This window comes from Streptosporangium sp. NBC_01469, from assembly GCF_036227305.1.
Lineage (GTDB): Bacteria > Actinomycetota > Actinomycetes > Streptosporangiales > Streptosporangiaceae > Streptosporangium.
In genome coordinates this window covers 4297665-4312003 of record NZ_CP109465.1, presented here as the reverse complement: position 1 = coordinate 4312003, position 14339 = coordinate 4297665, and the positions used below count along the sequence as shown (strand labels likewise).

General features: G+C 72.3%; 12 protein-coding genes and 1 riboswitch. Of the genes, 3 read left to right on the top strand and 9 right to left on the bottom strand.

The window, feature by feature from the left end; translation table 11 throughout:
• Window positions 1-97: 97 nt before the first annotated feature.
• A complete protein-coding gene (locus tag OG587_RS19335) occupies window positions 98-769 on the bottom strand; it encodes a MarR family winged helix-turn-helix transcriptional regulator (RefSeq protein ID WP_329092210.1) in 672 nt (223 codons plus the stop codon).
• An 80-nt stretch (window positions 770-849) separates the two neighbouring features.
• On the opposite strand from OG587_RS19335, the gene OG587_RS19330 reads away from it, so the two are divergent.
• A complete protein-coding gene (locus OG587_RS19330; RefSeq protein WP_329092208.1) occupies window positions 850-2106 on the top strand; it encodes an MFS transporter in 1257 nt (418 codons plus the stop codon).
• On the opposite strand, the gene OG587_RS19325 is transcribed toward OG587_RS19330, so the two are convergent.
• The 6 genes from OG587_RS19325 to OG587_RS19300 all read right to left on the bottom strand — a co-directional run bounded on the left by OG587_RS19325 (window position 2052) and on the right by OG587_RS19300 (window position 10493).
• Complete coding sequence (locus tag OG587_RS19325) at window positions 2052-3932, bottom strand: ABC transporter ATP-binding protein (protein ID WP_329092206.1); 1881 nt, start codon at window positions 3930-3932, stop codon at window positions 2052-2054. The genes OG587_RS19330 and OG587_RS19325 overlap by 55 nt on opposite strands.
• Window positions 3929-4798 (bottom strand): ABC transporter permease, encoded by an 870-nt coding sequence (locus OG587_RS19320; RefSeq protein WP_329092205.1) that lies wholly within the window; start codon window positions 4796-4798, stop codon window positions 3929-3931. The genes OG587_RS19325 and OG587_RS19320 overlap by 4 nt, the downstream gene beginning before the upstream one ends.
• A 160-nt stretch (window positions 4799-4958) precedes the next feature.
• On the bottom strand, window positions 4959-5936 hold the full coding sequence (locus OG587_RS19315) for an ABC transporter permease (protein ID WP_329092203.1): 978 nt from the start codon (window positions 5934-5936) through the stop codon (window positions 4959-4961).
• Complete coding sequence (locus tag OG587_RS19310; protein ID WP_329092201.1) at window positions 5933-7573, bottom strand: ABC transporter substrate-binding protein; 1641 nt, start codon at window positions 7571-7573, stop codon at window positions 5933-5935. The genes OG587_RS19315 and OG587_RS19310 overlap by 4 nt, the downstream gene beginning before the upstream one ends.
• 221 nt (window positions 7574-7794) lie before the next feature.
• Window positions 7795-9552, bottom strand: a complete 1758-nt coding sequence (locus OG587_RS19305; RefSeq protein WP_329092199.1) for an FAD/NAD(P)-binding protein — start codon at window positions 9550-9552, stop codon at window positions 7795-7797.
• A complete protein-coding gene (locus OG587_RS19300; protein WP_329092197.1) occupies window positions 9549-10493 on the bottom strand; it encodes a glutathione S-transferase C-terminal domain-containing protein in 945 nt (314 codons plus the stop codon). The genes OG587_RS19305 and OG587_RS19300 overlap by 4 nt, the downstream gene beginning before the upstream one ends.
• A gap of 39 nt (window positions 10494-10532) precedes the next feature.
• A riboswitch (SAM riboswitch) is annotated at window positions 10533-10645 on the bottom strand.
• Between the two features lie 52 nt (window positions 10646-10697).
• Here OG587_RS19300 and OG587_RS19295 point away from each other — a divergent pair.
• On the top strand, window positions 10698-11219 hold the full coding sequence (locus tag OG587_RS19295; protein ID WP_329092195.1) for a DUF402 domain-containing protein: 522 nt from the start codon (window positions 10698-10700) through the stop codon (window positions 11217-11219).
• Between the two features lie 222 nt (window positions 11220-11441).
• Here OG587_RS19295 and OG587_RS19290 read toward each other — a convergent pair whose 3' ends face one another.
• A complete protein-coding gene (locus OG587_RS19290; protein ID WP_329092193.1) occupies window positions 11442-12194 on the bottom strand; it encodes an ABC transporter permease in 753 nt (250 codons plus the stop codon).
• Window positions 12187-13125: an ATP-binding cassette domain-containing protein gene (locus OG587_RS19285; RefSeq protein ID WP_329092191.1), complete on the bottom strand. Its 939-nt coding sequence runs from the start codon at window positions 13123-13125 to the stop codon at window positions 12187-12189. The genes OG587_RS19290 and OG587_RS19285 overlap by 8 nt, the downstream gene beginning before the upstream one ends.
• A 100-nt stretch (window positions 13126-13225) precedes the next feature.
• Here OG587_RS19285 and OG587_RS19280 point away from each other — a divergent pair, with 100 nt between their 5' ends.
• Window positions 13226-13963, top strand: coding sequence for a TetR/AcrR family transcriptional regulator (locus OG587_RS19280; RefSeq protein ID WP_329092190.1), 738 nt, complete (start codon window positions 13226-13228; stop codon window positions 13961-13963).
• Window positions 13964-14339 lie beyond the last annotated feature (376 nt).

Genomic DNA, 14339 nt, shown 5'->3' with positions numbered 1-14339 from the left:
CGGGCCCGTGTCATAGGCTCCCGTCGCGTAGTCCAGCATGGGATCACCCGGCCAACCGGGCCCGTGTCATTGGCTCCCGTCGCATGGTCCAGCGCGGTCAGGTAGGTGCCGAGCTCGACCCCAGCGCCAAATCCGGGCCCGCCCCCAACCCCGTGCCCGGACCCGCGTCCGCATCCGAACCCGCCGAATGCACATCCGAACGCGCGTCCAAGCCCGCGTTCGTACCCGAACCCGAGCCCGAACTCGACGGCCAGTCGGGCATCAGCGGCGGGCCCTCCCCCTCCGCCGCGCGGACCAACCGGCGCAGGAGGTCGTCGAGCACCTCGCGGTCGCCGGGGTCGAGCGGGCCGAGCAGTGCCCGCTCCGAGATGTCGCCCTGGTCCATGCGCTCCTGCCAGACGGCGCGCCCGGCGGGGGTCAGCGCGACGAGCAGGCGGCGGCGGTCGCCGGGATCGTGCACGCGGTCGACGTACCCGGCCTGCTCCAGCCGGTCGAGCCGGTTGGTCAGCGTGGCCGGGTGGGTGTCGAGCCACCCGGCCAGCAGTGAAGGGGTCGCCCGGTAGGGCGGCCCGGCCGCGACCAGGTGGTGAAGAACCTCGAACTCCCAGGCCTTGAGCCCTCCGGCGGTCAGCCAGGCGTCCCTGTTCCGTTTGAGCAGCCGCACGAGCACCTGCATGCGCGTGACGATCCCCTCGATCTGCGGGTCGAGGTCGGACAGCTCCCGGGACCAGTGCGCGATGTGCCGATCGATGGAGTCAGGCTCTGACATGCCCACAGGGTAACGCCGTCCTCCGTCGAGCCATTCTTAATACGGATGCGTATATTATGGTTTCGTAGTACTTTTCGTCCATGACCCCTTCGCGCGGCTCGTGGGCCCCCTTGCGAGACCCCCGCTTCCGCCTGCTGTGGACCGGCCAGGCCCTGTCGTACATCGGCGACTCCATCACCGCGGTGGCCCTCGCGCTGGCGATCGTCACCGCGACGGGCTCGGCAACCGACCTCGGGGTGGTCCTGGCCGCCCAGTCGATCGCCATGGTGGCGCTGATGCTGCCCGGCGGTGTCTGGGCCGACCGGCTCCCGCGCCGTCGCGTGATGATGGGCGCGGACGTGGTACGCGGGCTCGCCCACGCCGCGATGGGCTTCGAGCTGATCACCGGCACGGTCGACATCGTCCACCTGGCGGCGCTGGCCGCCGTCTCGGGGGCCGGTTCGGCGTTCTTCCTGCCCGCCGCGACCGGTCTGGTGCCCGCCACCGTGGCGGCGGAGCACCTTCCTCGGGCCAACGCGCTCATGGCGATCGCCCAGCGCGGGTCCGTGCTGCTCGGCCCGGGGATCGCCACCGCCCTCGCCCTGACCGCCGGCCCCGGCTGGGCCCTGCTCCTGGACGCCGTGACGTTCACGGCCAGCGCGGTGCTGCTGGGCCGGCTCCGGCTCGCGCCGATCCCGCCCGCACCTCGCGAGCGGTTCGTCAGGCAGCTGGCGGAGGGCTGGGCGCAGCTGCGCCGCCATCGGTGGTACTGGACGAACCTCGTCGGCCACTCCATGTGGAACCTCAGCCGCTGCGCCCTGATCACGATCGGGCCGGTGATCGCCGTCACGAGTCTCGGCGGCGAGCTCGCCTGGGGCACGATCGTGCAGGGCGGCACGGTCGGCGCCCTGTGCGGCGCGTTGCTGGCGCTCCGGGCGAGACCGCGCAAGCCACTGGTCGCGGCGAACCTCGCGCTCGCGCTCGGCGCGCTGCCCCTGGCCCTGCTCGCCGCCGGGGCACCCGCGCTGATCGTCGCGGCGGCCTACGGGCTGATGACCGGTGGCCTGGCGTTCATGGCCCCCCTGTGGGAGACCGCCGTGCAGGAGCACATCCCGGCCGAGGCGATCTCACGGGTGTCGGCGTACGACTGGCTGCTCTCCCTCGGGCTCACCCCCCTCGGCATGGCCCTGGCCGGGCCGCTGGCCGGCGCGGTGGGCACGGCCCCCACCCTGTACGGGGCGGCGGCGCTGCTGGCGGTCTCCTGTCTGGGGGTGCTGGTCCTGCCCGACATCCGCGGCCTCCGTCAGGGCTCGACCGACACCAGTTTGGGCACCGCGCCGAGCAGCTCGCGGGTGTAGTCGTGCCGGGGCAGGAAGAACACCTGGTCAACGTGTCCCTCCTCCACGACCCGCCCGCCGCGCATGACCAGCACCCGGTCGGCGACGTGGTGGACCACCCCGAGGTCGTGGGAGATGAAGATCAGCGCGGTCCCGTCGGCGGCCTGGATCTCCGCGAGCAGGTCGAGCACCTGGGCCTGGATCGACACGTCCAGCGCGGAGACCGGCTCGTCGCAGACGAGCACGTCGGGGTGGGTGGCGAGGGCCCTGGCGATGGCCACCCGCTGGCGCTGGCCGCCGGACAGGCGCCGGGGGTGTGAGTCGGCGACGTCCGCCGGGAGGCCGACCCGGTCCAGCAGCTCGGCCACCCGGTCCTTTCTCCACGAGCTCGGGCGTCCCCGGAAGAGCTCACCCCTCGGCGAGCTCTCCTCACCCCAGGAATCCCCCGGGGAAACGGGTCCGTGGAGGGAGGCGCGGAGAAGATCCCGCAGAGACCCGCTCCCCGGGGGATTCCTGGGGTGCGGCCCGCTGTCGAAGGGGGCTCCACGGTGCGGCCCACTCCCCGGGGAGGCCCCGCGGTGCGGCCCGCTCTCGAAGGGGGCTCCACGGTGCGGCCCGCTCTCGGAGGGGGCTCCACGGTGGGACCTGCTGTCGAAGGACACGCCACGGAGGGGTTCCGCGATCAGGCGGCCCACCGTGTAGCGGGGGTCGAAGGAGTCGAGCGGGTTCTGCGAGATGACCTGGATGCGGGACCTGCGCGACCGCCGCCCGCGCTCGCGGACCCCCGACCAAGGCTCGCCGCCCAGCCGGACCTCCCCAGAGGCGGGTTCGAGCAGGCCGAGGACGAGCCGGGCGACCGTGGTCTTCCCCGAACCCGACTCTCCCACGATGCCGAGCGTCTCACCGGGGTAGACCTCGAAGGACACATCGTCGACCACCGTGCGCGAGCCGTACGCGGCCGACAGCCCCGAGACCTCCAGGATCGGCGCGGCGTGGTCGACGGTCCGCTCCGGCAGCGGGGTGCGCAGCGCGATTCCCCCGGCGGCGACGGCGGACAGGCGGGTGCCGCGCGAGGCGGCGGAGGGGACGGCGGCGAGCAGCAGCCTGGTGTAGTCGTGCCGGGGCGCGGACAGCACGCGTCCCGTCGGCCCCTCCTCGACGATCACCCCGTCCTTCATGACCAGTACGCGGTCGGCGACGGCGGAGACCACAGCGAGGTCGTGGCTGATCATGAGCAGCGCGGTGCCCTCGGCCTTGCGGGCGGCGAGCAGCCGCAGGATCTGGGCCTGCACGGTGACGTCGAGTGCGGTCGTCGGCTCGTCGGCGATGATCAGCGGCGGCCCCGCGGCGATGGCGGAGGCGATCAGGGCGCGCTGGCGCAGCCCCCCGGACAGCTGGTGGGCGTACTGCCGGGCCCGCACCTCCGGTTCCGGCACCCCGACCGCCTCCAGCAGTTCGATCACCCTCTCCTTCCGGGCGGCGCGGGGTACGACGTCATGGGTGGCGAGCACCTCGGCGATCTCGTCGCCGACGGTACGGAGCGGGTCGAGCGAGGTCAGCGCGTCCTGGAGCACCAGCCCGGCGAACCGGCCGCGCAGCCGCCGCCAGTCGCGGGCGCCGAACCGGAGCGCGTCCGCGCCGTTCACCGCGAACCGGGAGGCCGTGACCTCGGCGCCGGGACCGGTCAGCCCGACCAGGGTCCTGGCGGTGACGCTCTTGCCGGAGCCGGACTCCCCGACGATCGCCACGCACTCGCCCGCCTCGATCGACAGGCTCACTCCCCGTACGGCCCGCACCCCGGCCCGGGGGAAGCCGACCCGCAGGTCCTCGACGTCGATGAGGCTCATCGGGTTCTCCCCTCGAAACGACGCTGCAGGCGGCGCCCGACGAGCGTCAGGCTGATGACGGTCAGGGTGACGGAGAGGCCGGGGAAGAGCACGCTCCACCAGGCGACGCGCAGGTAGTTGCGGGCCTCCGACAGCATCGAGCCCCACTCCGGGCTGGGCGGCTGCGGGCCCATGCCGAGGAAGCTGAGCCCGGAGGTGGCGATGATGGCGGTGCCCATGCCGATCGTGGCGAGCACCGGCAGGGGGCCCAGCACGTTGGGCAGCACGTGGCGGGCGACGAGTACCGGCCTGGCCAGACCGAAGGTGACCGCCTGCTCGACGTAGCCGGAGCGGCGCACCACGAACGTCTGGGCGCGGACCACGCGGGCGTAGTTGGGGATCTGCGCGATGCCGATCGCGAGGATCACGTTGCCGGTGCCGGGACCGGTGATGGCGATGACCAGCAGGGCGAGCAGCAGTTCGGGGAAGGTCGCCACGACGTCGAACAGGCGGCTGAGCAGCTCGTCGACGTAGCGGGGGGACAGCCCGGCCAGGACGCCCAGCAGGGTACCGGCCCCCGCGGCGAGCAGGACGGCGGCGGCGCCGATGCTCAGCGAGTGCCCGGCGCCGTGGACGACGCGCGACAGCACGTCGCGGCCGAGGTGGTCGGTGCCGAACCAGTGCTCGGCACTCGGCCCGGCGAGCGCGTGCAGCGGGTCGGCGGCCAGCGGGTCGACACCGGTCAGCAGGCCGGGCGCCACGGCCGCGACCGCGGCGACCGCCAGGAACAGCAGCGGTACGACCAGCGGCGCGCTGAAACCGTACCGGCGCCCGGCCGCGGCGGGGGCGGCGGCCACGACACCGGGGACCTCCGTGATCGCCGTCATCGGCTCCTCCTCGGGCGGTACGGCGACCGCGACGCCACCGGCTCCTTCCGTGACGTGACCCACGACAAAACGGCCACCGGTTCCCTCCGCTCCCGCGACAAGACCGCCACCGGCCTCTCCCTCCGAGGAACCGCCATCGGCTCCTCTTCCAACGGGACCGTCATCGGCTCCTCCTCAGGCGGGGGTCGATCGCGAGGTAGGCGAGGTCGACGATCGTGCTGACCGTCACGTAGGCGAGGGCGGAGATCAGCACGACCGCCATCACCAGGGGCAGGTCCTTGGCGGTCACCGCGCCGACGGTGACCTGGCCGAGCCCCGGGCGGCCGAACACGGCCTCCACGATGATCGCGCCGCCGAGCAGGAAGCCGGTGAACCAGCCGGTGAGGGTGACGGCGGGGAGCAGCGCGTGCCGCAGGGCGTGCCGGGCGACGAGCCGCCACTCGGTGATGCCGCGCGAGCGGGCGGTCACCGCGAACGGCTCCTCCAGCGCCCGTTCCAGCCCCTCGCGGAGCACCTGGCCGAGCACCCCCGCGATCGGCAGCCCGAGCGCCAGCCCCGGCAGTACGAGGGAGACGAGCCCCTTGTCCCCGGAGACGGGGAACCAGCCGAGGGTGAAGGAGAAGACCGCGAGGAGCAGGATGCCGATGAGGAACGGCGGGACCGAGACGACGACCAGCTCCGACAGCCCGACCAGGCCGCCGAGCCAGGAACGGCGCCCGGCGGTGGTCAGGGCGAGCACCAGGGCCAGGACGACCCCGAAGAGCGCGGCGGTGAGCGCGAGCTGGATCGTCGGCCCGATCTGCGAGGCGAGGACGTCGCCGACGCCGCGCTGCAGGATGTAGGAGCGGCCCAGGTCTCCCTGGAGCAGGCGGAACAGATAGTCGACGTACTGCTGGAGCGGGGAGCGGTCCAGCCCCCACTCGGCGATGATCTGCGCCCGCCGCTCGGGGGTGTCGAGGCCGCCGTCGCCGCCGATCAGCACGTCGACCGTGTCGCCGGGGGCGAACAGCAGGGCGAGGTAGGCCGCGGTGGCGGCGGCCCAGAGCACGGCGACGCCCGCTCCGAGCCGCCGGACCACCGGGCCGAGCCACCCGGCGGCGGCCAGCCCCCGCCGCCGGGTGAGTGTGAGAGTGCTCACGTCCCTATCCGGACGTCGTAAGCACTGTTGGGGGTGCCGGAGACCGGCTCGAAGGTGATGCCGGTGACCCCGGAGCCGTAGGCGATCTGGTCGGCGGGAACGTAGAGCGGGAGCAGGATCGCCTCGTCGGTGACGACGGTCTTCTGCGCCTTCGCGTAGAGCTCCTTGCGCTCGGCGAGGTCGGCGGTGACCGACGCGTCGGTGAGCAGCTTGTCCAGCTCGTCGCTCTGGAACTTCGTGCGGTTGATCGCGGCGCCCCCCGGCAGGATCAGGTTGAGCGCCGCCCCGGCGTCGGTGTCACCGCGCGAGTTCTCGAAGATCTCGTATTCGTTGTCGTCGATGGCCTTCTGCGCGGTGCCCTGGTCCACGATCTTGACCTGGAAGTCGATTCCCGCGCTCTGCTTGACGGCCGCCTGGAAGGCCTGGGCGAGGATGTCGCGGCGGTCGCGGACGAACGGGGCGGCGTTGACGGTACGCACGGTCAGCCGCTTGCCGTCCTTGACCCGGAAGCCCTCGGCGTCACGCTCCTTCCAGCCCGCCTCGTCGAGCAGTTGGTTGGCCCGCGCGGGGTTGTTGCCGAAGGTCTTCTCCAGCGAGGGGTCGTAGAACTGCGGGCTGCCCTGGCCGATGACGCTCCAGGCCCGCTTGGCGGTGCCCTGGTAGACGGAGTTGAGCACGGCGTCCACGTCGACGGCGTCGCGGAAGGCCTCGCGGACCCGCTTGTCGTCGAACGGGGGACGGGAGGTGTTGAAGTAGTAGGAGAACGCGCTTCCCGAGTTGAGGCTGGTCTCCAGCTTCAGCTCGGGGTCGCTCTTGATGAGGGCGATCTCGGTGGCGGGCACGCCCTCGATCACCTGTACCTGCCCGGAGGTAAGCGCGCCGACCCGGACCGCCGCCTCGGGCAGGAAGCGGTACGTGATGTCGGCCAGGTGCGCCGGTCCCTGGTGGGCGGCGCCGGTGGGCGGCCAGTTGTAGTTCGGGTTGCGCTTGTAGTGGACCTCCTGGCCGGGGGTGAACCGGTCGAGGATGAACGGCCCGGTGCCGACCACGTCGACGCCGCCCGCCTTGAGGTCCTTGGCGCTCTTCAACGACTTCGGGGAGACCTGGCCCGCGTACGGGGAGGAGAGGAAGTCGAGGAACAGCCCGTCGGGGGCCTTCAGCGTGACCTTCAGGGTGTGCGGCGCGGTCGCCTCCGCCTTGTCGAAGTTGCGCAGCTGGATGGCGCTGACCGCGGCGTTGTAGCCGGGCGAGACGAGCTGGTCGAGGTTGGCCTTCACCGAGGCGGCGTCGAACTTCTCGCCGTCGTGGAAGGTGACGTCGTCGCGGAGTTCGAAGGTGTAGGTCAGCCCGTCCTTGGAGACCTTCCAGGACGTGGCCAGCCACGGCAGGAACTCGCCGTTCTTCCCGCGGGCGATCAGCGCGTCGAACTGGTTGTGGACCAGGAGGCGGGCCTTGTTCTGGCCCCACTGGTGCGGGTTGAAGGTGATCGGCTGCGTCTCCACCGCCCACACGAGCGACCCGCCGTCGCCACCGGCTCCCTCACCGCCGGCCGCCGCGCTCGGGGCCCCGCTCTCGGCTCCGCACGCCGCGAGCGCCAGCACCCCGGCGAGCGTCAGGGCGCCCCATCGCAACTTCACGTTCTTCTCCTTGCGCTTTCGTACGACGTGCTTCTCTAGGGCGTGTTTCTGTGTCACGGGGTCCCGCGTGACGTGCTTCCGGGGGACGGGGCTTTGTCCAGCGGGGCCCTGCTCGGCGGGGCCCTGAGTGACGTGCTTCCGTACGGCGTGCTCGGCCGGCTCTGTGACGCGCCGGTCAAGATGGTCGGGGTGATCGGGGTGGTCGGGGTGGTCGGGACGGTTCATGCGACGTGCCGTCTTATCTGGGTTCCGGCGGCCTCGGACAGCACGATCCGGGCGAGGGCGTCGGCGTGGCGGAAGAGCGGGGCGTTGAGGCGGGGCCTGGCGAAGCCGCCGGTGGCCCGGCCGCCGACGACCCAGGGGCCGAAGGCGAACCTGCGGGGGTGCGGGGTGCCGGACCTGTCGAGCAGGCGGCGGTCGGCGGGCCGTACGTTCACCAGACCCGACTCCTCGTCGAGCTCGCCCCGGTCGCGGAGCGCGGTGATGAGCGGGTCGACGGCCCGGCTCACGCTGGGCGCGGGCAGCCGGGCCTCGACGAGGGTCGTGGCCGTCACGCCGCCGGGCACGGTGGGGCTCTGCGCCCGCCAGCGTCCGTCGTGGTGGTCGACCTTGAGGTCCGCGCCGAGGAAGGTGACCACCCCGGCCCTGGCCAGGGCGCGCAGCTCCTCCAGCCGGGGTCCCGGCGGGCCGCTGGCGACGTAGCTGAAGAACCCGCCGAACCACGGGTCGGAGACGCCCAGCTCGGCGAGGACGCCGTAGACGGAGAGCAGCCCGAGGATCATGGCGTGGTCGGCGCTGTGCGCCGGGTCCGAGCGTCGCTGCAGGTCGACGGCGAGATAGCCGTGCATCCACTTCTGCAGGCCGGCCTGGTCGCCGAACCGGATGCCGTCCAGCGGCCGGTCGAGCCGGTCGAAGTCGAGCCGGTCCAGGTGCCGGGGCACGGCCTCGCGGACCAGCCTGCGCATCCCGAGGCTGCGCCACTCCTCGGCGGCGAAGCCCTCCTCGAACTCCTCCCAGCCCAGCTTGGCGCGCTTGGGGTGGGCGGTGATGAGCTCGTGGTAGTACGCGAAGGCCAGCTCCTTGGCGACCAGCGGCCACACGTCCCGGCGGAAGTTCCACGGCCCCTCGCCCAGCGCCTCGCGGGTGAGGAAGCGCGGCACCGGCGGGCGGGCGCCCGTGAAGGGGTAACCGGTCTTGGAGTGGTACGGCACCCCGCGCCGCGACCCCACGTGCAGGAGGGGCTCGCGCCCGTTGGGCAGGTAGACCAGCTCCCCGTCGTACTCGCGGACGAACCGGCCGCCCCGGCCCGAGGTGAGCAGCACCATCAGGTCGACGAAGGCCAGCCCCATCCCCCGCATGATCACCGGTTCCCCGGCGGGGATGCCGTCCAGGTCGAGGTCGGCCGCGTAGCCGGTGGGCAGGTAGCGCAGCCCCCCGCGCGCGGCCAGGCCGGCCAGCGCGTTCTCCTCCCTCGTCGGGGTCACGTCGCCGTGCCCCTGGGCCAGGATCACCGCGTCGGCCTCGATGGTCCGGCCGTCCTCCAGGGTCACCGTCTGGCCGCCGGGGACGTCGGCGAGGTCGACGGCGCGGGCGGCGTGCACGTGCACCCGGACGCCGCGCGGGGCGTTCGCCACCGCGTGCCGGAAGACGTGGGAGAGGTAGCCGTTCTGCGCCGGGCGGGAGGCGAACCTGCCGGGGTCGCCGCCGAGCCACTCGGCCAGCGTGGGTCCGGGGCGGATCGGCCCCTCGCAGCGCACCGACTCGTCGGTGAAGAGCGTCACGTCGGCCGCGGTGGAGTTCATCCAGAGCAGGTCCGGCTGGTCGTGGCGCCAGACGCGCCCGCCGCCCGGCGGGTGGGGGTCGATCACGTGGACGTCCAGCGACGGCCAGCCGAGCAGGTCGGCGGCGTTGGCGCAGATCCGCTCCACCAGGCAGGTGCCCGTCGGTCCCGCGCCGACGACGGCGATCGAGGCGCTCATACGGCGGCTCTGCGGTGCGGCTGGTCCCAGTCGGCGTGCAGCGGCTCGACCGGGATCCGCCAGGCGTCGGTCTCGCCCTCCTGGCCGGAGACGTGGGAGATGGCGGTGAAGTCGGTGTTCTCGCGGAAGGCGGGGTGGGCGTACAGGTCCCTGGCGTAGGCCCACAGGTTGGGGAAGGCGGTGAGCGGGCGCTCGCTGATCCTGGCCGCCGGGTTGTCGCTCAGGTCGAAGCGGAGCAGGGTCGGCCAGAGCCGCACGTCCGCCTCGGTGATCCCCGAGCCGAACAGGAACCTGCGGTCGGCCAGCCGGGCGTCCAGCTCGTCCAGGAAGGCGACCACGGTCCCGCGCGCCTCGGTGTACGCGGCCTCGGTGGTGGCCGACGCCACGCGGCCCGCCGCCGTGTTGACGATCTCGTAGATCCTCGTGTTGAGCTCGTCGATCTCCGGCCGGAGCTCCTCGGGGTAGAGGTCGGCCTCGAGGTCGCCGCCGAACCGGGTGGCCAGGTCGATCGTGATGTCGGGGAAGTTGTTGCTGACGATGCGGCCGCTCGTCCTGTCCCACAGGACCGGCACCGAGACGTGCCCGTCGAAGCCGGGCTCGGTCACCTCGTACGCCTGCCGCAGGATGGTGAACCCGTTGACCGGGTCGGCCCCGCGCCGCTCGCGGAACGCCCACCCGCGCCCGTCACGCCCGTCGTCGACGTAGGAGAGCGAGACCACGTCCTGGAGTCCCTTGAGGGAGCGCACGATGGCCGCGCGCTGCGCGTACGGACAGACGGCCGCGACGTAGAGGTGGTAGCGGCCCGGCTCTGCGGGGAAGGCGGGTGTGCCGATCCGCCCCTGGAAGGGGTAGCGCGGGCCGGGCCTGCCACCGGGCCGGTAGTGGCCGTGGGTGTCGAGGTCGACGGGGCTCGCGTGGTTCAGTGTGCTGGTCTTCGGCATCTGGCACTCCCGGGCATGTCTCGGTGACCCCGATGAAGGGATCCGCGCTTGCGGCACGCCCACCGTGCCGCCAGGTCTCCCCCGGGGGCACCCCGCCGCGGTGCGAGGGTTGCCGGTCAGCCAGCCGGGGCTTCTCACTGACACTCTTAACCTATTTAGAAGGTAGGAAATACATAGATCTCTGTCAAGCCTTAATGTCGGGGAATGTCCTATGAGAGCGTGAACGTGGTCTACCGCAAGTACGACGGGTCACTGCACTGGCACCACCGCGGCCTGCTGCTCGGCGAGGACGAGCACGGGGTGTGGACGGGCTGCCTCGCCAACTCCATCGGCCGCAAGGGTGACGGTCCCGCGGTCCCCTCTCCGCACCCGTTCGTGATGCTCTTCCCCCGCGACGCCTGGTGGACGGCAGCCTTCAACGCCGCCCCGCACAAGTACGAGATCTACTGCGACATCTCCACGGTGCCGGAGTGGAGCGACGGCGAGGTCACCATGGTCGACCTGGACCTCGACGTGATCCGAGCCCGCCGGAACCTGCTGAAGGGCCGCCCGAGCCAGGTCTTCCTGGACGACGAGGACGAGTTCGAGGAGCACCGGGTCAAGTACGCCTACCCGCCCGACGTGGTCGAGAGCGCCCGCGCCTCGGCCACCTGGCTGATGGAGGCCGTCACCGCCCGCACCGCCCCCTTCGGGGACGCGCCGCACTGGCTCACCCTGGTCGGCTGAGCCCGGTCGCCTCGGTCCCGGCCATCCGGCGCCGCGCCCAAAGCCCGACCGGCCGGGCCCGATCCCCCAGGTCTCGGCCCCTGGAATCCAACCGGCCGGGTCCGGTCACCCGAATCCCGGCCGTCCAAGCCACGCCCCCGAAACCCGACCGGGCCGGGCCCCGCCCCCGTGGGGCCCGGCCCGGCCCGGCGCCTCTCATGCGGCCCGGTTTCCTCGCGAACCTCAGCGGGCGCGGCGGCGGAACAGCCTGCCGGAGAGCATCGCCGAGACCAGCAGGAAACCACCGCACCAGGCCAGCGCCTTCCACGGATCGTTCCCCACGGGCTGGCCCAGCAGCAGACCGCGCACGGACTCGATGATCGGCGTGGCCGGCTGGTTCTCCGCGAACCCGTGCAGCCATGCGGGCATGGTGTGCACCGGGACGAAGGCACTGCTCGGGTAGGGCAGGAACATCACGAAGAAGGTGAAACCGCCCGCGACCTCCGGCGTCTTGGCCAGCAGGCCGACCACGGCCGAGACCGCGGAGATGGCCAGGACGAACACCACCAGGACGCCCACCGCCGCGGCCCAGCCGGCCAGGTCCGCCTCCGCCCGGAAGCCGAGCAGGAACGCGACGACGAACACGATGACGAGCGAGGTGAGGTTGCGCACGGTGCTGGCGGCCACGTGCCCGCCCAGGAACGCCCCGCCGCCGACGTCCATCGACCTGAACCTGTCGACGATCCCCCGGCTCATGTCGTGACTGACGGCGACCGCCGTCAGGGAGGCGCCGTAGGAGGCGCACATGACGAGGATGCCGGGGACGGCGTAGGTGACGTAGTCGACGCCGGTCTGGATCGCGCCGCCGAACAGGTAGACGAACAGCAGCATGACCAGGACGGGCATCAGGAACGAGATGAACAGCGCGTCGAGGTTGCGCAGCGACAGGCGGACGGCGCGGCCGGTCATGACCGGCCAGGCGGCGAGTTCAGACACCGGCCCGCTCCCTGTCCGTCAGGGCGAGGAACGCGTCGTCGAGCGTGGCGCCTCGCACGGTGAACCTCTCGATCGCCGAACGTTCCGGGTCCACCTCGTCCAGCAGGGCGCGGACCTCCGAGGCGCTCCCGCCGACAGCCGCCCCGACGGTCAGCCTGGCGAGATCGGCGTGGACGGCACGCACCCCGAGGAGGCGCGTCACCTCGGCGAACGACCGGGCGTCGGTCAGGACGAGGTCCAGCCGCCAGGCGGCGACCCTCGCCTTGAGCTCGTCGGCGGTGCCCTCCGCCACCACCCGCCCGCCGTCGAGCAGCGCGATCCGGTCGGCCAGGCTGTCGGCCTCCTCCAGATACTGGGTGGTCAGGAAGACCGTGGTGCCCGAGCCGGTGAGCTGGGTGATCACCTCCCACATCGCCTGCCTGCTCCGCACGTCGAGACCCGTGGTCGGCTCGTCGAGGAAGATCACCGACGGCGCGCCGACCAGCCCCGCGGCCAGGTCCAGGCGTCGCCACATGCCACCCGAGTACGTGCCGACCCGCCGCTTCCCCGCCTCGACCAGGTCGAACCGCTCCAGCAGCTCGGCCGCCCTGCTGCGAGCCCCCGCGCGTGACAGGCCGGACAGGCGGCCCATCATCCGGAGGTTCTCCTCGCCGGTCAGCAGCTCGTCGACCGCCGCGTGCTGGCCGGTCAGGCTGATGGCGCGGCGGACGCGGCGGCGGTCGCGCACGACGTCGAACCCGGCGACCGTGGCCCGTCCCGCGTCCGGGCTGACCAGCGTCGCCAGGGTGCGCACGGTCGTGGTCTTGCCCGCGCCGTTCGAGCCGAGCAGCGCGTACACGCTGCCCTTGGCGACGCGCAGGTCGACGCCGTTCAGGACGGCGAGCCGGCCATAGGACTTTGTGAGGCCGACCGCCTCTATCGCTGGTTCCACTACCCCTCCTGCGTATGGCGTACGCTCTACTGTTTATGGCGTACGCGGTATTGCGTAAGGTATACACTCACAGGAAAGGACGGTCAAGCCCGGGAGCGCGATGGAAGTGCCGGAGAGCGTGGAGATCGCCTGGGGCCTGCGCGAGCGGCCGGGCAAGGGGCCCAAACGCACCCTGAGCCTGGAGCACATCGTGGAGGCCGCCATCAGAGTGGGCTCCGCGGAGGGACTCGCCGCGGTCTCGATGAGCAAGATCGCCGCCGAGCTCGACGTCTCCACGATGGCGCTCTACCGCTACGTCACCTCCAAGGGTGACCTGCTCATGCTCATCACGAACGCGGTGATCGGCCCGCCTCCCCAGCTCCCGGAGCCGGGCGACGACTGGCGTCACGGCGTCTACCGGTGGGCCGGCGCCCTGCGCGCCGCGCTGCAGCGGCACCCCTGGTCGTTGCGCATCCCCATCACGGGCCCGGGGCTCATGCCCAACCACGTCGCCTGGATGGAGGCCGGGCTGCGCTGCCTGCGCGGCACCGGACTGGCCCCGGACACGAAGATGGCGGCGCTGCTGCTGGTCGACGGCTTCGTCAGGACTGAGGTGGCGCTCCTGGCCGATCTCCAGGACGCCTTCGACGCCTCCCGGGTCACCGACGAGGAGGCGATGTCCGGCTACGGCCGGTCACTCGCGAGGCTCACCGACGCTCAGCGCTTCCCGGAGATCCACGAGCTTCTCGAGGCCCGGGTCTTCGACATGCCCGGCGGCCCCGACGACGAGTTCGTCTTCGGCATGGACCGCATCCTCGACGGCCTCACGGTGCTCGTGACCGGAAAACCACCCGCCTGATCCTCGACGACCTCACACCGCCCACGCCGGAAGCCCATCCGCAATCGGCATCCCGCCCCGGTACCCGATCCACACCGGCATCCCGTCCGCCCCGGTACCCGATCCGCACCGCCATCCCGTCCGTACCGATATCCGATCCACACCGGCATCCCGTCCGCCCCGGTACCCGATCCGCACCGCCATCCCGTCCGTACCGATATCCGATCCACACCGCCATCCCGTCCGCCCCGGTACCCGATCCACACCGGCATCCCGTCCGTACCGATATCCGATCCACACCGCCATCCCGTCCGCCCCGGTACCCGATCCGCACCGCCATCCCGGCGGCGTTCGTTCCGCGCCCGGCGGAACGGAACCCCGCCGGATCCGCCCGCGC